This is a genomic window from Paenibacillus sp. FSL H7-0940, from assembly GCF_037979415.1.
Taxonomy (GTDB): domain Bacteria; phylum Bacillota; class Bacilli; order Paenibacillales; family Paenibacillaceae; genus Paenibacillus; species Paenibacillus amylolyticus.
In genome coordinates this window covers 6,472,149-6,495,195 of record NZ_CP150280.1, presented here as the reverse complement: position 1 = coordinate 6,495,195, position 23,047 = coordinate 6,472,149, and the positions used below count along the sequence as shown (strand labels likewise).

General features: G+C 47.6%; 14 protein-coding genes. 1 reads left to right on the top strand and 13 read right to left on the bottom strand.

What is annotated here, in order from left to right; all coding sequences use genetic code 11:
• Positions 1-151: 151 nt before the first annotated feature.
• Complete coding sequence (locus tag MHB71_RS28475) at positions 152-1,525, top strand: molybdopterin-dependent oxidoreductase (protein ID WP_340028282.1); 1,374 nt, start codon at positions 152-154, stop codon at positions 1,523-1,525.
• A 133-nt stretch (positions 1,526-1,658) separates the two neighbouring features.
• Here the strand turns inward: MHB71_RS28475 and ligA are convergent, their stop codons facing one another.
• The 13 genes from ligA to MHB71_RS28410 form a co-directional block, all read right to left on the bottom strand.
• A complete protein-coding gene (ligA, locus tag MHB71_RS28470) occupies positions 1,659-3,680 on the bottom strand; it encodes an NAD-dependent DNA ligase LigA (RefSeq protein WP_047840609.1) in 2,022 nt (673 codons plus the stop codon).
• Between the two features lie 211 nt (positions 3,681-3,891).
• Positions 3,892-6,246, bottom strand: coding sequence for a DNA helicase PcrA (pcrA, locus tag MHB71_RS28465; RefSeq protein WP_340028281.1), 2,355 nt, complete (start codon positions 6,244-6,246; stop codon positions 3,892-3,894).
• A 357-nt stretch (positions 6,247-6,603) separates the two neighbouring features.
• A complete protein-coding gene (locus tag MHB71_RS28460) occupies positions 6,604-7,299 on the bottom strand; it encodes a heptaprenylglyceryl phosphate synthase (protein WP_076254149.1) in 696 nt (231 codons plus the stop codon).
• A 115-nt stretch (positions 7,300-7,414) separates the two neighbouring features.
• Positions 7,415-8,290, bottom strand: coding sequence for a phosphatidylinositol-specific phospholipase C/glycerophosphodiester phosphodiesterase family protein (locus MHB71_RS28455; RefSeq protein WP_339195764.1), 876 nt, complete (start codon positions 8,288-8,290; stop codon positions 7,415-7,417).
• 134 nt (positions 8,291-8,424) lie between these two features.
• Positions 8,425-9,306 (bottom strand): dTDP-4-dehydrorhamnose reductase, encoded by an 882-nt coding sequence (rfbD, locus tag MHB71_RS28450; RefSeq protein ID WP_340028280.1) that lies wholly within the window; start codon positions 9,304-9,306, stop codon positions 8,425-8,427.
• A complete protein-coding gene (gene rfbB, locus MHB71_RS28445) occupies positions 9,303-10,328 on the bottom strand; it encodes a dTDP-glucose 4,6-dehydratase (protein WP_076328771.1) in 1,026 nt (341 codons plus the stop codon). The genes rfbD and rfbB overlap by 4 nt, the downstream gene beginning before the upstream one ends.
• Positions 10,329-10,382: 54 nt before the next feature.
• The gene (rfbC, locus tag MHB71_RS28440) at positions 10,383-10,931 is read right to left on the bottom strand and encodes a dTDP-4-dehydrorhamnose 3,5-epimerase (protein ID WP_340018603.1); all 549 of its coding nucleotides are present in this window, start codon (positions 10,929-10,931) and stop codon (positions 10,383-10,385) included.
• 181 nt (positions 10,932-11,112) lie between these two features.
• Positions 11,113-11,991, bottom strand: a complete 879-nt coding sequence (gene galU, locus MHB71_RS28435) for a UTP--glucose-1-phosphate uridylyltransferase GalU (protein ID WP_036612381.1) — start codon at positions 11,989-11,991, stop codon at positions 11,113-11,115.
• 294 nt (positions 11,992-12,285) lie between these two features.
• On the bottom strand, positions 12,286-15,936 hold the full coding sequence (locus MHB71_RS28430) for a DEAD/DEAH box helicase (protein WP_340028279.1): 3,651 nt from the start codon (positions 15,934-15,936) through the stop codon (positions 12,286-12,288).
• A gap of 110 nt (positions 15,937-16,046) precedes the next feature.
• Positions 16,047-18,560, bottom strand: a complete 2,514-nt coding sequence (locus MHB71_RS28425) for a U32 family peptidase (RefSeq protein ID WP_017692029.1) — start codon at positions 18,558-18,560, stop codon at positions 16,047-16,049.
• Between the two features lie 502 nt (positions 18,561-19,062).
• Positions 19,063-20,958: a stalk domain-containing protein gene (locus MHB71_RS28420; protein WP_340028278.1), complete on the bottom strand. Its 1,896-nt coding sequence runs from the start codon at positions 20,956-20,958 to the stop codon at positions 19,063-19,065.
• 43 nt (positions 20,959-21,001) lie between these two features.
• Positions 21,002-22,171, bottom strand: a complete 1,170-nt coding sequence (locus tag MHB71_RS28415) for a trypsin-like peptidase domain-containing protein (protein WP_340028277.1) — start codon at positions 22,169-22,171, stop codon at positions 21,002-21,004.
• 461 nt (positions 22,172-22,632) lie between these two features.
• Complete coding sequence (locus MHB71_RS28410; RefSeq protein ID WP_017692026.1) at positions 22,633-22,845, bottom strand: hypothetical protein; 213 nt, start codon at positions 22,843-22,845, stop codon at positions 22,633-22,635.
• Positions 22,846-23,047: the final 202 nt, after the last annotated feature.

Below are 23,047 nucleotides of genomic sequence, written 5' to 3'. Positions count from 1 at the left end.
CAAGTGTACTACTTTCATAAGTAGCCTATGAACAATCGTATAACCATCTCGCATTGCACCTTTACACAGATCACGTACTCCATTCACAGCTAGCTATTACATATCAAAGTTCTGAATAAACTCATTACTAACCTATATGGGGTGATCGCACTTGAAGCAATGGTTGAAGAACAGACGCAAAGGTTACGGCAAAAAGTTGGTTTCCATCCATGCTTGGAATGCCTGGATTGTTGTGATCCTTGCTATAACAGGTCTTATGCTGGTAGGCGGCTTTTGGCGCGAGATACTCGGAATTGGACGTGTCTGGTTAAAATGGCTACATATCATCGTTGGGCTAGCTATGCTGGCACCCGTAGTATATTACTTGATTTTGGCCGGAAAGCACTGGAGACAGCTTCGTAATAGGCCTTGGCAAAGGGTGAACACCATCTTTGTTCTTGCGCTGCTGGTAGGCTGGCTCCTCTCGGGTATTGTATTATGGCAGTTCAAGCTAGCTGGACCTCGATGGTCGAATGCTGCACTTTTGATCCATGACCTGCTGACTTGGGTGGGCTTACCTTATATTATCTATCACTCCATCACTCGGACCAAATGGTTAAAGGACCCTGCACGTCGTGCGGTTAAAACCACTACAACTTCAACACGAACTCAAAATACAGCTGATCCATCTGATTCAATATCGGATGAAAAAGAAACTCCGGCTGCTATATCTTCTTCCCAGTTTGATCGCAGTTCCGAGAGAGATCCCCTCAAATCAGAGGAGCGACCTCAACCGTTGTATACACGACGAGCTTTCATCCGTTCTGCTGTGGGGGTTGGTCTCGCCGTGACTCTTGGTCCTACTTTTATATCCTGGGTAGGACGAAATCTCAAGATCGATAATAGTATTGATAGCATGCTGGAGAACGATCCTAACCGTATGGTTCCTCTGCCACAACCGCTGTCTGCCTCTTCACCTCCCATTGGAGGCGGAGCTGAAGGTCATTTCCGCGTATATACGGTTACGCCTATACCGTCCTTCTCCAATGCTAACTGGTCTTTCCGAATTGATGGACTGGTTGAACGGGCACAGGTTTGGAATTGGGAACAATTCGTGAAGCTGACGCGCACCGTACAGGTTAGTGATTTTCACTGTGTAACGGGCTGGTCTGTATATAAGAATACCTGGGAAGGTATCTCTCTTGCACAGCTTTTGAAACAAGCCGGGGTCAAACCGGAAGCTCACAGTGTGAAATTTTATTCCGGTGATGGTGTGTATACGGATGCTATTACGATGGATCAAGCACAAATGGAAGATATTATGGTCGCTGTCATGCATGATGGCAAACCGATTCCTGCTGATCTTGGCGGTCCGGTACGGCTCGTCATTCCTCAGATGTATGCCTATAAATCAGTAAAATGGTTGAATCGCATTGAACTCATCGACAGCGAACATATCGGTTACTGGGAAGAACGAGGATATGATAAGGATGCATGGCTTACAGGGGCATCTCAGCGCATCCCTAACAATTTAAGTGGATCATGATGAGATAAGATAAGATTGGTGAGCGTTCTTTCGTTGTAAAAATAATTCAATAAACAGCAAAAGCCCCCGATCACATATTCGTGTCTTCGGGGGCTTTTTTCTTTTTCCTCATTATGAACTCTCTGATTACACTTTAACCCTGTGGGTTCAAAAGACGTACAAGTTCGTCCTCATCCTCAATCGTTGGAATACCGAGATCATGAGCTTTGGTTAGTTTACTACCTGCCTTCTCTCCGGCAATAACCAAATCTGTCTTTTTCGACACACTGCCAGTAACCTTCGCTCCGAGCGCTTCCAGTCTTTGCGTTGCCTCTTCCCGCGTCAATTGGTGCAGCGTTCCGGTCAAGACAACCGTTTTACCACTGAAGAAGGAATCTTCCACAACAGCAACGGCTGGTGCCTCAGGTGCCTGAGCTTTCACGCCCAAGTTGAGCATTTTCTCAATCGCAGCCTGTGTAAACGGATCTGCAAAAAAGTTTACGATGCTCTCAGCAACGATACCACCCACGTCGGGTAGTTCAACCAGTTCTTCCACGGTTGCATTCATAATGGCGTGCAGATCTCGATAATGATCAGCCAGCATGCGCGTTGTCGATTTACCTGTGTTCGGAATACCCAGTGAGTATAAGAAGGAAGCCAAGTCTCTATCTTTACTAAGCTCAAGCGCAGCGATAAGATTGTTCGCTTTCTTTTCCCCAAACCGCTCCAGCTTCACCAGATCATCAAACTGTAACGTATACAGATCGGCAGGCTCACGTACGTTCAATTCATCATACAACTGAATCGCCGTTTTCTCACTGAACGTCTCGATGTCCATAGCATCACGGGAAGCAAAATGGGAAATACGTGCCACCGTTTGCGGTTTACACGCAAGTCTATTGTTACAGAACAGATGCGCTCCGCGTTGCTCCAGTGGGAATCCACATGCAGGACACTGCTCAGGGAAGACGATCTCCTCGCCATCACTCTCCTCCGTCACTTTACCCAGAATCTCAGGAATGACGTCGTTGGAGCGACGGATAAAGACCCGTGTACCCAGAGCAAACTTCAGATTTTTGCGCTCAATATCGCCGACATTGTTCAGAGTACAGTTCTGTACCGTTACTCCGGCAAGTTCAACCGGTTCTACCCGTGCCAACGGAGTTACTTTGCCAGTACGACCCACATTCCATACCACAGCGTTAAGAACCGTCGTGGTCTCTTCTGCTTCGAATTTATATGCTACCGCCCAGCGAGGGAACTTATCGGTATAACCCAACACCTCGCGGGTGCGCATGTCCGTAATTTTGATAACAGCTCCATCGATCAGATAGTCTAGCTGCCCCCGGTTCTCCTGAATCGCGGCCAATTGTTCCATCACATCATCAAACTCATGGAAATATGTGATGGATGGATTAACTTTGAATCGGTTCTCACGCAGGAAGTCCATCATCTGCTGATGATTGGCAAACTGAATGTCATCCGAATAACCTACATTATAAAAATAAGCATTCAACCGACGCTCAGCCGTCGCCTTCGGATTCAGGTTGCGGAGCGCTCCCGCTGCTGCATTCCGCGCATTTTTGAGCGGCTCTGCCGCTGTCTCATTGTATCGATCCAGGACAGACAGATTCATGATACCTTCACCCTGTACTTCAATTGTACCGCTTGTGTAAGGAATTTTGAGCGGAACGGATCGGATCGTTCTTACCTGTGCCAAAATACCTTCACCTACGGTACCGTTCCCTCGTGTAGAGGCTTGCACCAACTCACCGTTGGTGTATGTCAGGTTCAGCGTCAATCCGTCAAACTTCAACTCAATGACATAACCTGGTTCCGGTAAAGGCGTATCGGGATTTTTACTGTTATAGTCATTAATCAGTTTCAGTACACGGGTATTCCAACTCCGAAGTTGCTCAATATTCTGTGCTTTGTCCAGACTCCATAAGGAGGATAAGTGGCGATGCGGGGTAAACCCCTTGAGCAGTTCGCCACCCACACGCTGTGTTGGAGAATCAGGCAGAACCATGCCGCTTTCCTGTTCCAGCGTAACCAGTTCATCGTACAGAAGATCATATTCCTTATCGCTGATCTGTGGCTGATCCATCGTGTAATACTGATAATTATGCTGGTTCAGCTCGGTAACGAGTTGCTCCATCCGGTGCATCGGGTCCATACAGGGCCATCCCTCCGTTAATTTGATCTATGTAGAACGAACACTCCTATTGCACGTGAACTCCGATAACAGAATAACTTTCCGATCGCTGTTATCCCCGGATTTCTTTTAATCCATTTTAAAAGGTGGAAATCCGGGGATAAAGGCGAACGCTATGCTTCTTCAAGTTATTTCTGCTCTATCTGTTATCGTGCAAAAGGAGGTTCCGTTCTTATTCTACTTTCGTAATTGGGGCAAATCCGGCAAGCAAACGTTTCACACCCACCGGAGCCGGGAAGGCAATCTGCAGTTCGGTATCATTACCTGTCCCTTTGACCGCAACAATGGTGCCTGTCCCCCATTTGCCATGCTGCACTTTATCTCCTGCCTTGAATCCTGCTTCACCATCAGAAGCTACCGGCTTGGAAGCAGATGATGGCGTAGAATATGTTGGGCGGGAGACACTTGTGGTCACACGCGAAGTTGGCGTGGATGAGGTAGCAGATGAACCGCTTTTACTTTGGTGATCGAACAGCTTGGTGCCACCACCGAAGTTACTTCCTCCACTGGAACCTAGTCCGCGTCCACCATATGAGCCTCCTCCGATACTGCCACGGCGGTAACGATCACGAGCCATGGAGGTGTCTTCCTTCAGCTCATCCGGAATTTCATCCAGGAAGCGGGAAGGCGGGTTCGCTGTTGTACGTCCAAACAACGTCCGCATCTGTGCACAAGACAGGAACAGTTGCTCTTCCGCACGGGTGATCCCTACATAAGCAAGTCGGCGTTCTTCTTCCAATTCTTCATTGTCCATAAAGGCACGGCTATGCGGGAAGACCCCTTCCTCCATACCCACGATAAAGACAACCGGGAACTCCAGACCTTTGGCGCTGTGCATGGTCATCAGGGTAACAGCGTCGCTCTGATCCTCTTCATCATCGTTCATGCTGTCGATGTCAGCAATCAATGCAAGATCGGTGAGGAACGACACGAGCGTTTTGTCTTCATTATTTTTCTCAAATTCCATCGTTACCGACAGGAACTCTTCAATGTTCTCCAGCCGTGCACGGGATTCGAGTGTGTTTTCATTTTGCATCTCAAGACGGTATTGGCTCATCTCAAGAATCTTCTCGGTCAGTTCAGTTACAGACAGATACTCTACCATCTGATGCAACGCAGCGATCATGTCATAGAACTCCACCAGCGCATTCCGCGTACGACCAGCAAAACCAAGATCATCTACGACCTGAAGTACACGGAAAATAGAAATTCCACGCTCTCCTGCCGCAGCCGCAAGCTTAGCTACCGTTGTATCACCAATGCTACGTTTCGGTACATTAATGATCCGGGTAAGACTGATATCATCGTCCGGGTTAGATAACAGGCGCAGATACGCCAGAATGTCCTTGATCTCTTTACGATCATAGAACTTGATGCCGCCGACAATCTGATACGGAATATCAGACTTGATCAGAATTTCCTCTATAACCCGGGACTGAGCGTTGGTACGGTACAAAATGGCATGGTTCTGATAGGATTTGCCGTTCTTCACATTTTTACTAATCTCAGAGGTAACAAAATACCCCTCATCATGCTCGGAATCCGCACGGTACACCTTGATCTTCGAACCACCCTCTTTGTCCGTCCACAGTTTCTTCGGTTTACGCCCTGTATTCAGGCCGATCACTTCATTCGCTGCATTCAGGATATTGGAAGTTGAACGATAGTTCTGCTCCAGCAAAATCGTACTTGCTTCAGGGTAATCTTTCTCAAAGTTCAGGATATTGCTGATATCCGCCCCACGCCAGCGATAGATCGACTGGTCACTATCCCCTACAACGCAGATGTGATGGTGACTGTCAGCGAGCATACGGCACAGCATGTACTGTGCACGGTTCGTATCCTGATACTCGTCCACGTGAATGTATTGGAATTTCTTTTGGTAAAAGTCGAGGACTTCCGGCACTTCCTTGAACAGTTGAATGGTCTGCATAATGAGATCGTCGAAATCAAGTGAGTTGTTGGCTCTTAACTTTTTCTGATACATCTTATATATCTTCGCTACAATACCCTCGAAATAATCTCCTGCCTGCTTCTCATATTGCTCCGGACTAATCAGTTCATTCTTCGCCGTGCTCATCATGGATTGAACTGCTTTGGGCTCGAATTTCTTGGTATCAATATTCTGGTCTTTCATACAGCTGCGAATAACAGATAATTGGTCCGATGAGTCCAAAATACTGAAGTTGGAGGTAAAGCCAATACGTTCAATATCACGACGCAAAATACGCACGCACATGGAGTGGAACGTGGATACCCATATGTCGCGGCCTTGGGAGCCACCAACTAGTTGGGATACACGATCTTGCATCTCACGGGCGGCTTTGTTCGTAAATGTAATCGCTAAAATGCCCCACGGGGGTGCCTTCCGTGTTGCAATGAGGTAGGCAATCCGGTGTGTCAGCACCCGGGTCTTGCCGGAGCCGGCTCCGGCCATAATCAGCAGCGGGCCATCCGTCGCCTCGACGGCTTGCCGTTGAGGGGTGTTAAGCCGTGCAACGGCATCATGTATATTTACAGGTTGCATGCATGCATGCTCCTTTCGTTGGTTGGTCTATAAAGCAAAATTAATAGGTTACACTCGCCACTCCGATTGACAGAATAATCTTCCGATCGCTGTTATTCCCGGATTTTTCGATCTACTTTTCAAAGGTAAAAATCCGGTAATAAAGGCGAACGCTCCGCTTCTCCAGCTTATTTCTGCCCTCTTCGTTCTCGTGTAAAAATTAGTTTAGCTTATATTTAAAGGTAGTAAAAATACAAGAGAGAACACTTCTTTTCTGTGTAAACCTTACTCTTGTATATGAATTGCTTAATTAGTAAGGGCAAAGTTCTATTTTAACAGATCATAAGGGGAAAATGGGGGAATGGTAAACTAAACCGATTAAATGGTTCCTTTTACAGCCAACACTGTCTCAAGCGCCTTAGTCAAATCGCTGTATACAATGTTACCTACCACGACAGTATCTGCCACCTGGGCAGCTTGCGTGGCTTTCTCCGGATCATCAATTCCACCGCCGTAGATGAGGTGTGCCCGCTCCAATTGTCTGTGTGTCTCACCAACAAGTTCCATATCTCCGAACGTTCCGCTGTACTCCATATATACAATTGGAAGATTGAGCAGACGCTCCGCAGCCTGGGCATATGCCACCGCAGCTCCTGTCGTCAGATCCGTATCTGCACCAGTCAACCGCGCTACCGTAGAGTTTGCATTCAGGACGATATAACCTTCGGCAATCAGCAGATCCCAAGGGATAAGATAACCGTAACGCTCTATGGCTTGCTGGTGGTGCCCAATCATCCATTTGCTGTCCATTGCATTCAAGACCATAGGGATCAAATATCCGTCAAACCCGGGAACAACAGCCTCCAGATCGGATACTTCAAGCACACATGGCAATTCATAACGACGCACTCGGGACATCAGGTCTACCGTGTTATCATAGGTAATTCCGGAAGATCCGCCAACGATAATTGCATCTGTCCCCGACATGCAGACCAGATCGAGTTCTTCGTCCGTAATCTCCCGGTCCGGGTCAAGCTTAAATACATGTCTCCACTGCTTAATCATGTCTATCAACGAACATTCCTCCAGAGGTTCTTCTGCATCCTAGAAAGCTTGTAAACTAAGTCTAAGTCAGCAGACAGTGAGTGTCAATGTTCGTATAAAAAGGGGAACAGGAAAACATGAATTTTTACGGTTTCCAGGCAAAACGTGTATTCATCTCATCCAGTTCTTGCTCTGTCAGCACGTCCGAGTAGACCCCGTACACGCCCCATTTCTCATAATTAGCCACTTGTTCAGTGTCATTGATGGTATGCACGTATGTGACTGAGCCTGCACTATTCAGCTTGGCCACGAAATTCTGGTTTACTTTATATTCCGGCATAGTCACGGCATCAATATCATTCTTTTGCACAAAATCAACAACCTGAGCTTCTGTATCCTGTGTGGCATATAACGTATAGATAATGGAAGGGAATGCATAGACTTCTTTCACCGTTTCGAGCATCGGTTCGTTATAGATCTGTACAACCACCCGGTCCAGCACGGATGGGTCATGTTCTTTGGCTGCATCCACGAGGGATCTTAACACCTGCTGAATATCCTCATCCTTCTGTTCCTTGGTGTCAGTTACGATATACATATCCGGATACTCGGCCAGTACATCTATAATGCCATCGGCATCCATGGGTTGATACATGCCTAAAATAGGCGTATTCATAAATTCATCATGTGTCAGTGCCCCGGCTTGTTTATCCTCCGGAAGCTCTTCGTCTTGTCCTAGCATTTTGCTCATATTAGCGGTCCATTCATGTCTGGCTACGGCTTTGCGATCCGATGTTAACATAAAGTCGATCTCAAATACACGTGTGCCTTTCTCGTAATTGGCAATCATCGCTTCATAGGCGTTGGTATATGGTTGATCACGAATGCTGCCCATCGCATGGGCGATTAATCTATAAGCGGTAAATCCGTCCCGTTGTTCCTCACTCTCGCTTTCATAGGCGAAAAAGAGTGTGCCCACGGTAACGATCAGTAGTATTAACACGGCGGCAATGCGTTTCATATAGCATTCACATCCTCAGTACCTTTTTGTTAGCTAACTACCCGAATTGATGAGGTGCAAAACAAAATAGCCGCCCGAGGCGGCTGTTAAATGGTGGGTGCAGTTTGGGAATAAAGCAGAGACCCTCCACATGCTCAGTCCTTTTGCTGTACACTCAACTCTTTCAAAAACGCAATCAGTGCCTCACGCCAAGGTCTCAGAGGTTCCAGACCGTTCGTTCGAATCGTCAGATGATCCATCACCGAGTATGCAGGACGAGGGGCTGGACGCGGAAACTGATCGGTTGTGCATGGCGTAAGTTCGGCTGTAGGCTCGAACCCACTCTGCTTATTGGCTTCTTCTTTTATTGCCTCTGCAAACTCGTACCATGTGCAAGTTCCTGAATTGGAGGCATGATAGATACCATATTTTTCACTTATGGAAAGGATATGAATGAATCGGGCAAGATCGACCGTATAGGTTGGCGAACCTTGTTGGTCATGAACAACTTGCAGTTGTGGACGTTTTTCCATAAGTTCCAGCATGGTTTTGACAAAATTACTGCCATACACGCCAAACACCCATGATGTTCGAATGATAAACCATTGCGTACACAAACTTTGAACCAGCCGTTCCCCAGCAAGCTTCGACTTGCCATATACACTCTGCGGATTCGTTACATCGTACTCGCGGTAAGGTGTACTCCCGCTCCCATCAAATACATAATCAGTACTGATATATACCAATTTTGCTTTCACTTTCTCGGCGGCAACCGCGATATTTCTAGTACCTGATGCATTAATTGCGTATGCTGTATCCTCATCTACCTCAGCCTGATCGACCGCCGTGTAAGCAGCGCAGTGAATAATGATGTGAGGCCGGAACGTTGTAATCATATCTGTGCACTGCTGTTGATCGGTAATATCCATCTGGTTTTTGTCACAGGCCAATACCTGATGACCCTCTGCTTGAAAGGTCTTCACCACATCATAACCCAGCTGTCCTGCCGCGCCAGTCACCATAACTCTATAGTTCATTTGGACGAATCACCCATCCGCTTACCGTACTGAAGCTGAACATAGTCCTGATATGTGCCTGATTGAATTCTCGTCCACCAATCTTGATGTTTCAGATACCATTGGATCGTCTCCTTGATCCCTGTCTCAAAATTGTGTGCAGGTTGCCATCCGAGCTCTGTACGTATCTTGGTAGGATCTATACCATAACGTCGGTCATGTCCCAATCGATCCTGTACATATTGAATCAGACTCGCCGGTTTACCCAGTTGTTCCAACACGCTCTCCACAATATATATATTAGTACGTTCATTATTACCACCAATGTTGTATACCTCTCCAGATTGTCCATTATGAATCACCAGATCAATCGCGCTGCAGTGATCCTCAACATAAAGCCAGTCACGAATATTGAGGCCGTCACCATATACTGGAATGGCTTCATCATTTAATGCACGGGATATAATCAGCGGAATCAGTTTCTCAGGGAATTGAAAAGGCCCGTAGTTATTGGAGCAACGTGTAATATTTACAGGCAGTCCAAAGGTTTCATGATAGGCTCTTACGAGCAGATCCCCGCCAGCTTTACTTGCAGAGTAAGGACTGTTTGGCATCAGAGGTGTATCTTCAGTAAATAACCCTGTTGCACCCAATGATCCATATACCTCATCCGTCGATACCTGAACAAATTTGGTGACTTGATACTTCTTTGCCGCATCCAGCAGAACCTGAGTACCCATCACATTGGTACGCACAAAGATATCCGGGGACAAAATACTTCGATCCACATGAGACTCGGCAGCGAAATTCACAACCACATCGATGCCTTGAGAAAAAACAGCTTCCATCTGCTGTACATCTGCAATATCTGCCTTGATGAAGGTATATCGGGGATTGGACTCTACCGTATGCAAGTTCTCCAAGTTCCCTGCATACGTTAATGCATCCACATTGATAATTTCATAACTCGGATGTTCACGAAGCATATATAACACAAAGTTGCTGCCGATAAATCCGGCCCCACCCGTAACCAGTAGTTTCATGCTGTCTCTCTCCCTCTGCCTCCAGATACAGAAGTATCTGAAAAGTCTGATTAATTAGTCGAAATTCAGTTCAGCATCTTTCAGTAAAGGATGCTTCTGATCCTTCTCCGATAATATAGGTTTCGTCACAGGCCAATCAATGGCGAGCGCCGGATCGTTCCACAGAATTCCACGATCATGTTCAGGCGAATAATAGGCATCTACCTTATAAGTTACCCGGCAATTAGGCACCAAGGTACAAAATCCATGAGCAAATCCTTGAGGAACAAGCAGTTGCCGCTGGTTGTACTCACTTAGAATGACACTTTTCCATCGGCCAAAAGTAGGGGATGAGGTGCGGACATCCACAATCACATCATATATAGCCCCAGATATAACCCTAACCAATTTAGTCTGTGCTTTGGGCTGAAGTTGATAATGAAGCCCACGCAGAACACCTGCTTCAGCCGACAAGGATTGATTGTCCTGAATAAAGACGTGCTGTATCCCCTGTTCACGCAGAACCTGCTCATTATAACTCTCCATAAAATATCCACGGTGATCACCATAAACCTTGGGTTCCAATATGGCAGCGCCATCCATAAACAGCGGAAGTACCTTCATGACATCCCTCCGTTTTGCTGTTGACATCATTTCTTCATATTGACTATGTATATGTAAAGTGTCGGGTATGTGTTTGTTCATTGGCCTGTATAACCCTCATATTTACTCTTCCATAAAATAAATTAAAGCCCAGCCGCGATATCATTCTTCGGCTGGACTTCAAGGGCATGCGGAAAACCATTTATTGATCCTTTACGACCTGTTCCAAATACTTTAAGAGATCTTTCCGTAGATCCGGGCGTTGCATTGCGTAGTGAATCGATGTCTCAATAAAGCCCAACTTCTCACCAACATCATGACGCAGTCCGTCAAAATGATATGCGAGAATCTGTCGCTGTTCATTCAATCGGGACAAGGCATCCGTGAGCTGAATTTCTCCCCCTACACCAGCAGATTGTTGACCCAGGATCTCGAAGATATCCGGTGTAAGAATGTATCGTCCCATAATAGCAAGGTTCGAAGGGGAATCTTCAGTCTTTGGTTTCTCAATTAAGCGGCGCGCGCGAAAGACACGATCATCGGTAGGAGTCAGCAATTCTCCGTCTACAATCCCGTAGCGGGATACCTCGCTCCAATCAACAGGCTGTACACCAACAATCGGAGATTGCAGTTCATCGTAGACATCGATCATCTGCTTCAGGCAGGGATGTTCCGCTTCCACAATGTCATCACCTAACAGGACGGCAAAAGGCTCGTTGCCGATAAACTTGCGGGCGCACCAGATGGCGTGACCCAGTCCCTTCGGTTCCTTTTGACGGATATAATGGATATCTGCCATCTCGGAGGGTTTGCGTACTTCGTTAAGCAAGTCCCACTTCTGTTTATCCGCCAGATTCTGCTCCAGCTCAAAAGAATAATCGAAGTGATCTTCAATGGCCCGTTTCCCTTTACCTGTCACAATAATGATATCTTCAATGCCTGAAGCTACGGCTTCTTCAATAATGTACTGGATCGTTGGCTTGTCCACGATGGGTAGCATTTCCTTAGGCATCGCCTTGGTGGCAGGCAGAAACCGGGTACCCAGCCCTGCGGCTGGAATAATCGCTTTGCGAATACGCACACGAACCCACTCCTTTTGCTAGATAAGTTGAACTAAAGATTATTTACACTGACACTACGATGACAGAACAACCTTCCAATCGCTGTTATCCCCAGATTTTTTAATTCACTTTTACAAAGGTGAAATCTGGTGATAGCGTATGCTTCCGATGCAGCTTTCTTTCAGAAAGCTTTTAGGCGAACGCTTCGCTTTTTCAGGTTATTTCTGTCCTCTCCGTTATCATGTAAATGATTAGTCCATCTTGTATAGATTCATATATTTAATGATTCTTATTGCTAGGATGCTTGGACTCCATTATACCATCAACAATTCGCGGATATCCTGTTCGGATAAGGTCGTCGATCCCCCGTCTCCCGGTTCGATTACTTCCGCAATCAAGTCCTTCTTGCGCTGCTGGAGTTCCAAAATCTTCTCTTCAATCGTACCCTCGGTAACCAAGCGGATGACTTGCACCACTTGTTTCTGTCCCATGCGATGGGCACGGCCAATTGCCTGTTCTTCCACGGCAGGATTCCACCACAGATCATATAATATAACGGTATCTGCCCCTGTTAAGTTTAATCCGGTACCTCCAGCTTTCAGGGAGATTAAGAACAGTTCAGCTTCGCCCTCATTAAATCTGTGACACATCTCGACCCGGCTCTGAGCAGGGGTCTGACCATCGAGGTAAAACAGGTTTCTTCCCTGTGCCGCAAGGGTCTGACGAATCAGGTTCAACATGCTCGCAAATTGGGAGAAGATGAGAATTCGTTTGCCTGAAGCCAAACAATCCTCGACCGTTTCAAGCAACTGTTCCATTTTCCCGGAATCGCCTTGATAGCCTTCAACAAAGAGGGCCGGATGACAACACAACTGACGCAAGCGCGTGATGCCAGCCAGAATTTTGATACGATTCTTCTGGAATCCGTTATCCTCCATGTCCTTCGATGCTTCATCCTGAAGCTGGGAAAGGTATGCGGCATACAATTTCTTCTGTTCAACCGTAAGCTCTGACCGCTGTACCGTTTCAATTCGATCAGGCAATTCTTCCAACACATCCTTCTTCAGGCGGCGCAGAATAAACGGACGCACCATCCGCGAGATCCGTTCCGGAGGAAGGTCGCGGAATCTTCTGTAACTTGGAAACAACCCAGGGAATACCGCTTCAAAAATGGACCACAATTCATCCAGTGAGTTCTCTACAGGCGTTCCTGTGAGTGCAAAACGACGCGGGGCTTGAATTTGTTTCACTGCCTGCGCGGTCTGGGAAGAAGCATTTTTGATTGCCTGAGCTTCATCCAAAATGAGCGTATGGAAGGTTCGGCCGAGATAGGTGTCCAAATCCCGTCGCAACAGAGGATACGACGTCACAATTACATCTGCCTCATCCATGCCTGAAAGCATATTGGCTCGCTCTTCTTTCTGACCGGCTGCGATCAGGACTTTCAGATGCGGGGCAAACCGTGCAAACTCATTAGCCCAGTTATAGGTTAGCGAGGCAGGCGCCACGACAAGTACCGGGGGATGAATGACCCTCGTTCGGATCGTCAGTCCATCCTGCTGCATCGTGGACCATAAGCCATCCGCATTGTCTGAACCCATCTTATCCAATGGGAGCCCAGTTTCGGGATCGATGTCGGAAGTCGCCAACGTTTCACCGCCCCATAGCGATCCGCTCTCCCGGTATTTATCAACGCCCGTATTGTCCATATTGTAGTCGGGCTTCTCCTGAAGAACCGCTGTGATATAGGCGATACTTTGCAACGTTTTGCCAAGTCCCATATCATCCGCCAGAATGCCGCCAAAACGATAATAAGCGAGGGTACGCAGCCACTGGTATCCACTGTTCTGATAATCCCGCAGGATGGGGGTCAGTGTCTCTGGCAATGCAAAATCCATCCGTTCGGGATCTCGCAGATCATCAAGGAAACGTTTCAGGGAGCCTCCCCACTTCACATGACCAGAAACTTCATCCCTGCCTGGCAATTGTAACGCCCGAACAGCTGGCAGCCGGATATGGCTACTCTTGATGTCATCTGCTCCCAGCCCAAGTGAATCGGCCATGTGAGCGAAGCTATCTGCACCTTCATTTTCAAGCGAGAGAAAGACACCGCTCTTGAGACGGAAATACGGTTTCTTTTCCACAATGCGACGCATGAGTTCCTGAAGCTCCTGCTCGTCCACACCTTCCATCTCAAATGAAATCTCCAGCCAGTCCAATCCTCTTCCCAAATCTGCCCGTACTTTCGGCGGTGTTGGATAGGATTGCACCATCGCCTTCACGGCGTTTGGCATATAGATATCTACCTGTTTCTCAAGCTCAGGCAACAGATGATACATTACATCATATATTGCATCTTCCCGTTCGCTCGCCCAAACACTACCATCCCTTTCGAGAAAGGATCGATCAAGCCGTTCAATCAGATTCCGCTCTTTGTATCGATCACGCACCAAAATAACCTTTTTCTCTTCTTCATCTATTAAATACTCGGCAAGCGGATTAATAACCATGACCTCATAATCGAATTCCAGACGCGCTGTAATACGTTCACGATAGAAGTCAATGTACAGCTTCGGTGAAAGTTCCGGTTCCGCGATCTGTTCACGCACCTGCGAATCAATGGACAGATGTCCAAGCGTACGCAGTTCTGGCACGACATGCTGTACGAATTCATCCACCTGCTGAGTCGAAATATCGATGCTTTCCTTGATTCCATACGACGTGAGCGCCCCACTCAAGTCCTCCAGACTTCGCATCTGCATCGGCTCCAACATATGCAACTGTCCTTCCACCACAGCGGCATCATAAGCAGGGAGAAGAATCAGCTCACGCAGTCCAGAAATTTCAAGCTGATATCCTTCATTCGCTCCCTGGGCGATCCGGTAAAATAAAGGAAGTACCCCCTCACCCAGTGTGAGTGGTCCATTGGCAAATCCCGTGCCCTCCATCCGGCTGTCAGCCTGTAGCAACAACTCCAGCAATGGCTTCCATACGAGAGGAGCAATCAATATATCCCGTCCGTCCGAAGCTCCCAGATAACCGGAGATGGATTGGCGATAGGCCTCCTCACTCTGTCTCATTCGAATAAGCATCGAGAGAATGGCCTGATCCTGCGGAGTGAAAACATGCATTAATGGATCATAGTGAAACAGCTTGGTAAATGACATGGGCTCGCCCTTCTCGATACAGTTCAGGAATTGCTTCACTTTCTGCACCACATACAGACGTTTGTTACCCACTTTCAATTCAAGAGCAAGTTTCCCACCACCCTTGTGAACCTGTATCAGCTTACATATAAACTGAACCTGCAATTCTTCCCGCAGGGAGGAACGGCTGACAGGGGCAGTGTATTTACGATCATTTCCATGCAGCGGTCTCCGATCCTTGGCAAACATGGACAGAATCTGATCCGCCGTACGGTAAGAAGGTTTATCTGCCGAGCGGCCCCACCCCGAAGCTGAGCTTGGCCGACCTGCTTGGGCAAAGTGAACGGGCGGACGCTCTGGGGCATCATTCAGTTGCTCTCGTTGTGAAGGGGACTGCGGTCGCTCCCACATGCTCTCTTCGACCAACGTCCCAACCCTGGACTTGGAACCTGAACTGGAACTGGTATTGGCTCCTTGGCCTGTAGTAGTTTGAGGAGGCTTCCCAGAGGCAATCGTCGCATTACGCTCCTGCTGCTCACCCCATTCGTGAATAGCCAACAGGACAGCAGCGACATGTTTGCAATAGTCGTAATGCCTGCCGTCACCCGGACAACTGCAGCCTGCCACAATCTCACCTGATCCATCTATATCCACCGTCACCTGATAACGCTCCGATCCACGTACCTGTGCTTCAAAATGAAGCTGATCCTCACTAACCACCAGATTAGTTACCCTGCCAGATTGGTTATAATCTTCTCCGCGCTTGAATGCCGTGACCCCGCACAGCAATTTGATATCCATAATTGTGAATGGCGCCACGCTTCTTCGCCTCCTGTGTCATGATGTAAAAAAACCCCAAGAGCTCCGTAAAGCAGAGATTGGGGTTGCTTCATGCTTGATTGTAAATGTTGATGTAAAATACAATCTGTTTATTTCACCAATTGACCACGTGTAACGCCCAGTTGGTTCGTTGCTTTGAGTGTTTTCCAAACTTGTGTACCACTGATCTCGCCGCGCAGTGCACGGTTGTACAGATCAATTACTTCGCGTACCTGCTCCGGTGTCTCTTCCAGGAATTCCACACGGTAGCGGGATACACCCAGATCCATAAAGTTAGTCAGATACTCGGCACCCGACTGCTCCACTGCGTTGTATACCGTATTACGGCAGCCTTCATCCACACGTACCGGGTGGGACATGCCGATCCGGTCTTGCAGTGATGCACGCTGTTCCTCACAAGGACGGCCACAGTTCGTGAAGTCCGTTCCTTCGCTCATGAACGTACAATATACACAGTGCTCGGTGTGGAACATCGGCAGATGCTGATGGATGACCACTTCGGTCTGACTTGTACGGGAGTGGCCCAGCAAATCAACCATTTGTTGAATGTTCAGGTCATAGGATGGGGTAATCCAATCACATCCGGCTTCCAGGAACAACTCTACTGCTTTGTGATTGGCGATGTTCAATGAGAAGTCGCCGATCAGTTCCGGGTGCTTCGCATCCGGGTTTTCCATCCGGTGGCGCAGGTAGAAGTACAGTGCGCCTGTATTACGAACCAATACCGCATCCGGCTTCAGACGCAGGATGTTATTATGATATCCGTTCTCCCCAGGCATATGAATACGCGGTGTTGCCAGCGCGATCTTGCGACCAGCGGCATGCACAGCTTCCACGGCTGCCGGGAACTGTTTGATAAACTCGAAGTCGGCATAGATCATACCGATTCCTGCTTCAATCGCTGCCTCCACTTGTGGCAGGCTACGGCAGAGTGCGGTCAGTTCTGCTTGACCGCGAGCGACTGGTGATGCCGGTTTAACCGAATCGCCGTACACATCTACCGCGCGTTTCACGTAGACGGGCGGTTTAGGACGCTCGCCCGCGAGTTGTTCTACCGCCTGACGACGAATGTTATTCAACTCGCGCATTGGGATGATGACGTCACCGTGCAGGTTGACGTCCATTCCTTCCAACTGGAACACGGTGCCTCCCAGACGTCCGAACTGCTCTTCGAGCAATTCATGTGTCATTGGACGTTTCTGCGCGATGTCCAGTTCCATCTCGGAATCAATCCGGACGGTCGTGCCTTTCTGTACGTCTGTCCACCATGTGCTAAGCGGCTGCCCCGGGCTGCCGATGACCTTCACCTTCACCGGGAATACACGGTACGGCTTCTCGGTCTCGAAGCTTTGACGCAGACGTTTATCCAGCGCCGGGTCATTTGTTTTCCACACTTTGTCGCCAACTTTCACGCGGCGCAGATCTACGTCACTGCGGCCTGGCACAACGTCAACGATCCAGCCCTCTTCGGCTTCGCCTTCGAGTTTTACGCCTTTGCGACGTACATCGTATACACGTCCGCCCTCTTCCTTCTGAGTAGGGTCTCCGGCGTCAAATACAATTCCGTCTCCACGTTTCACGGGTGCATCCAGCTTCAGGACCACACCATCGCGCAACACTTGATCCACACGACCGAGGTAGACACCACGGCTTTTCGGGAACGTTCCATCCACCAGTTCTTTGTTGTTTGTACCACTGAGGAAACCATGCGTGAAGCCACGGGAGAAGCTTTGCTGCAATTCGCGAACTTCTTCCTTGCTTGGCGGTGTGTTATCTCCATCAAAATAACGGTCAATCGCTTTACGATATTTGCTTACTACGTTTGCTACGTATTCCGGCGTTTTGAGACGTCCTTCAATTTTGAAAGAAGTTACTCCTGCTTCGATCAGTTCCGGCATCAGATCAATCGCTGCCAGATCCTTCGGAGACAACAGATAGGCTACATCACCCATCGGTTTGTGCACCCCATCCACCATCAGATCGTATGGAAGACGACAAGCTTGTGCGCACTCTCCGCGGTTCGCCGAACGTCCTCCCCACATTTCGGAAGTCAGACACTGCCCCGAGTAGGATACACACAGCGCACCATGCACAAATACTTCCATTGGAAGTTTTGCTTGCTCACCGATCTTCTGGATCTGCTTCAGGTTATTCTCCCGTCCCAGAACGACACGTTCCATATCAAACGGCTTCGTAAACTCGACCGCTTCCGGTGACGTAATCGTCATCTGTGTTGAACCGTGAATCGGGAAATCCGGTGAGATCTCGCGGATCATCTTCACCAAACCCAAATCCTGAACAATTACAGCGTCCACACCTGCATCCACACAAGCGTCAATCAGTTCTTTGGCATCCGTCAATTCATTTTCAAAAATCAATATATTAAAGGTCAAAAAACCTTTTACGCCATAACTGTGCAAAAACGCCATTATCTCCGGCAGCTCGTCCATACGGAAATTGTTCGCCCGTGCCCGTGCATTAAACTTTTCGACTCCGAAGAAAATTGCATCTGCGCCATTAGCTACCGCCGAACGCATACAATCCCAGTCACCAGCGGGTGCCAGAAGTTCAACGTCTTCTCTTCGTATTGTTGCTGTTTTCATGTAGATCCTCCCCATAACCGGCTATCCGCCGGATTTCATCCCTATATCCTTAAACGCCTGAACATACTAAGCCTAAGACTGCACCTTATCAGGTACACCTGCATTGTCACGGTATTACAATATCTATCTATTATGTCTGTATTGCCTGAACTCCAAGCTTACAGTCATTCCTATTCATCAGATCAGCAGTCATAACTCCTGAACTAGTATAGTGTACCACTTCTGCACCGACTCTTCTACGTTTTCCTGAAAAAACCGTTTACCATTTTCATTTCCATTAAGATTTACACTAGACACTTCGATTGCAGTACCATCTTCCGATCGCTGTTACCCCCAGATTTTTTTTATTTCCTTTTCTAAAGGGGAAAAATCTGGTGATAAACGCGCACGCTTCGCTTCTTCAGATCGGTTCTGCACTCTTCGTCCCAGTGTAAATATTTAATTTATCTTATACAGAAAACAAATAAGCCGAAAGGTCTTTTGACCCTCCGGCTCCACTACATTATTTAATAAAAGTAAATGAGTTCACTGCTTTTTCCAAGGCGGCCGCCTGAACTTCTGTCTTGTTGGCATCATTCAGCCCACTTGTGATCGTATAGGTTGTTCCGTCCTTTTCAAACACGATCTGACGACCCGCATATGGCACGCCTTTGTCCAGCTCATGATACGTAAAGGAAAATGCAGGCACACCCGCAAACGTCAGCTCTTCACTGCCAAGAAACTTGAAGTTCTTACGGGTTTTGGTGGCTTCGGCATAGGCTTCTCTCAATTGGCTGACCGTCATCTCGATCGACTTGTCTTCGCTCGCCGCAATGGAGAATTCTCCGCCAGTAAAGGTGTACACCACAGGTGAGTATTCGAATCGATCACTATACGGCGTCCAGTAACGCGGAATATCTACACTGTATTTATAACGTTTGGACGTACGTGTAAGTGTCTTCGTTTTGTCTGTCAAATACGGATCTTCATCCAGCTGACCGAAATTATCGGCAACCGTATCAAAATCAATCTCCACACTCTTCATAATCCGTTCAAACCATGCCCGATCTGCACTTTGCTCCTCAGGGAACGTATACTCTGCATAATATCGATACCCATTTTTCTGCAAAAGAACATCAAACTCGGTCTGCCAGCCCCCACCAAAGTTATAACGGAATTCATTCACCTCGGCAGTTTCTCCTGAGATATCCATCGTATATGAACCAATTGGCTCGTAACTCTCTGGTGTAAATGTCTCGCGCATCCACTTATCCAGTTGGCCGCTCCAGTCTTTTACCGTTGTACCTGCTTTCGCCGAAGTGACACGCCATTGCAGATACGCACCATCCTTGGCTTCATAGATCATCTGATTGTTATCCATCGACCAGCCGGCTGGAATCTTCAATTCAATACCATAGTCATCGTTCCACGCGGAGCGCATGCCATTATCTACGGTGGATAGATCCTTAATCGTTCGATCCGACTCTGCATAGGTTGGCTGGAATGAATTGAGTAGCGCTGCACGTTTGCCCAGATCTTTATAATTCAGGGCTTCGTAATCCGCGAGGTACACATCATATTGACGACCTTCACTCAGATACTGACGCATCTCCCATAACATGCCGTCTACATCTTTCACGATAATCCGTGCATAAGGTGTTTTGCCTTTCGACACCGCTTCACGATCCAGCACCGTATCTCCCGATTGTTTGGCCTCCTGGACAAGTTGCTGCAACAAATCATCCGCATCCAGAGCCACATCCTGATCGCTAACATACACTTCAAGATAATAACTGTTGTCCGCAGCGCCGAATGTCATCATGCGCTCCTGCTCACCGGTCTGGAAAACTATAAGGTCTGCCGGGTAGTTAATGGACCAACCGTAAAAACTGTTGCCAATTCTGGTTTTGCCTTCATCCGGATGAATGCCATCCTCGTCATCCACCGAATCATCGGTTTGCAACAGACGAATGACCATTTCTCCGGAGCTAGTTGGAGCTAGCGTCGCCCCGATACCGGCAGCAACCGGACGAAGTGGAACCATAAGTACACCATTCACCATCTTGGGAGCGGCACCCATCTCATGTTTTACACCATCCACCCAGGCAATTGAACTGCCAATCGTTAGGGTAACCGTGTGTGGACCTTCCTTGATTTTGACAACATCATTTTTCTCCAACCGGATTTCACTGCCAAATGCTTTCTTGAACACTCCCACAGGCACCATCGTAACACCCTTGAACTTGTAAGGTTTGGCTATGGCCTGCTTATCGCCGTTGATATAGGCGCTCGTGCTCCCCGCTTTCACCCGTAGTTCACTTGTCGTCAGATCAGATGCCCATACAGGCAATGCCGCGCCAATGGTCAGCATCCCGGTTAATACACCTGTGCTTAGCACACGTATCCATGACTTTTTCATTCCGTTCTTTCGTCCTCTCTCCATCCGGGCTGATCGCCGGGCTTTATTGTTCTTCATCTGCAAGGAACGCTTCATCTTCCTCGTCTACGATGTCTGCGCGATCAGCAAGCACCAACGTGCGGGTGACGATATCGCCATCCGATTGCATCAACAGCTTAACCTTTTGCCCAGGCAGATACTTTTTGAGCAACTCATTGATATCCACTACTGAAGAGACACGTGTGCCCGCAACACTGTAAAGGACATCGCCCTCTTTGATTTTGGCTTTCTTGGCTTCTGGAGACAGTACGCCCGTAATCGTTAAGGGATCATCTGTAGGCAGGCCCACAATTGCAGACCAACTTTCCTCCAGCTGTAGCCCCAGACTTGCACGTTTTATTTTGCCATATTTAAAAAACTGATCGATGATATATTGAACGGTATCCACCGGAATCGAAAATCCCAAACTCTCTACGCCGACCGCAGAAAATTTCATGGAATTGATACCAACCACTTCACCCTTCAGGTTGACCAGTGGTCCTCCGCTATTTCCTGGGTTAATGGCCGTGTCGGTCTGAATCAACCGGTAGGTCGCCTCAACACCACGATTCAAGCCGCTAATTACCCCTACCGTTGCCGAGTTGCGCAAAGAAAAGGAAATCGGCGTACCCAAGGCAATCACCGTTTCTCCAACAGTGGTTTGTGAAGCTTTGGCAAAGCTCGCCGGTTTGAGTGATTTGGCATTGATTTTGATTAGAGCCAGATCACTTAGTGCATCACTGTATGTTTTCGTAATTTTGTATGTATTGCCATCCGTCGTTACGACCACGGGGTTCGTTAATCCGTCGACCACGTGAGCATTCGTTACAATCCATCCGTTCGACCGGATAATGACACCTGTACCATGTGCAAGATTATAACGGTCGTCTGATGTTGCACCGTCCTGCGCTTCGGTAGATTTCCCAATAATTCCTACGACAGAAGGAGATACCTTTTCGATCACTTTGGGAATGGCTTCACTTCCCTTGTACGTGTACGTTCCGGATTTGGCATCATATTGTCCACTTCCACCAACTGCCTTGAGCAGATCCTTGGTGTTCACATAGACTTGACCGTCTACCACTTTCGCTTGCATCGCCGCTTTGGATTCAGCTGCACCGGCCGTTGCCGCTACACTAATCGAGAGTACAGCAGCCATCAGAATGGCTATCCCCTTTTTACCCAACACGCTCATATTCTCACCTGACCCTCTCTATACATCCTTCTTGCGCGACTCGACATCGGATTCATCGCTGAATCTATTCTCTCTTTCTCTCATCTGCAATTCCGGTATCCCTCAATGTATCATACAGAATCTGGATATACAATTGTTTTAAGTCCTATTTTAGTAGAGAAGATAGAATCCTGTTCAATCGTTTCAGTATAAATGAAAAAAACACCCTCCATGTCTCTCTGGAAAGTGTTCGTCTGTACCTCTTTTAGAGGTTGTTCAAAAAGTCCGCTTTTGATTACCAAGGATGCCTAGTGGCATCATCAGCATCGAATATGGAATTCAGCCGAAATGTCCGTTGCTCACGTAGTTCTCCCTACGCTCCGCTACTCCATTTCTAGCTTCATCCCATCTTCTCGGTACTGAAAACCGATCTTTTTGAACATGCACTATTGGCTTAAATTCCATTCACTTCAGTGGCATTCCTACTGAGCAAACCAACCGGTTATCATCGCATAGTCTGTCATCAGAAATACCAGTAGGCTGACTACTGCAAATCCGATCGCAAACAGATTTTTCTTCGGTGCCCGAAGAAGCCGAACAACTCCGATGAAAATCAGGATCGTAAATAAGATGACAAAAATATCAAATGCATTAAAATTCGATGTACTCGCCGTGGCAGCTTCTGCAAACAGCATGGATAGACAGACCTCCTTACCATAGTTGAACAGCTAACGCATACCCTAATATCTTCCTCTATGTTATCTGTACCCTGCTTGTAATGCAAGCCCTATCATCCATAAAAATGAAAAAAAGACAATTCGGCCGAATATTCCTGTAACGTTCGTCGCAATGCATATGTAAACACTTTCACCAAATAACCTTAGTCCGAAGGAAACA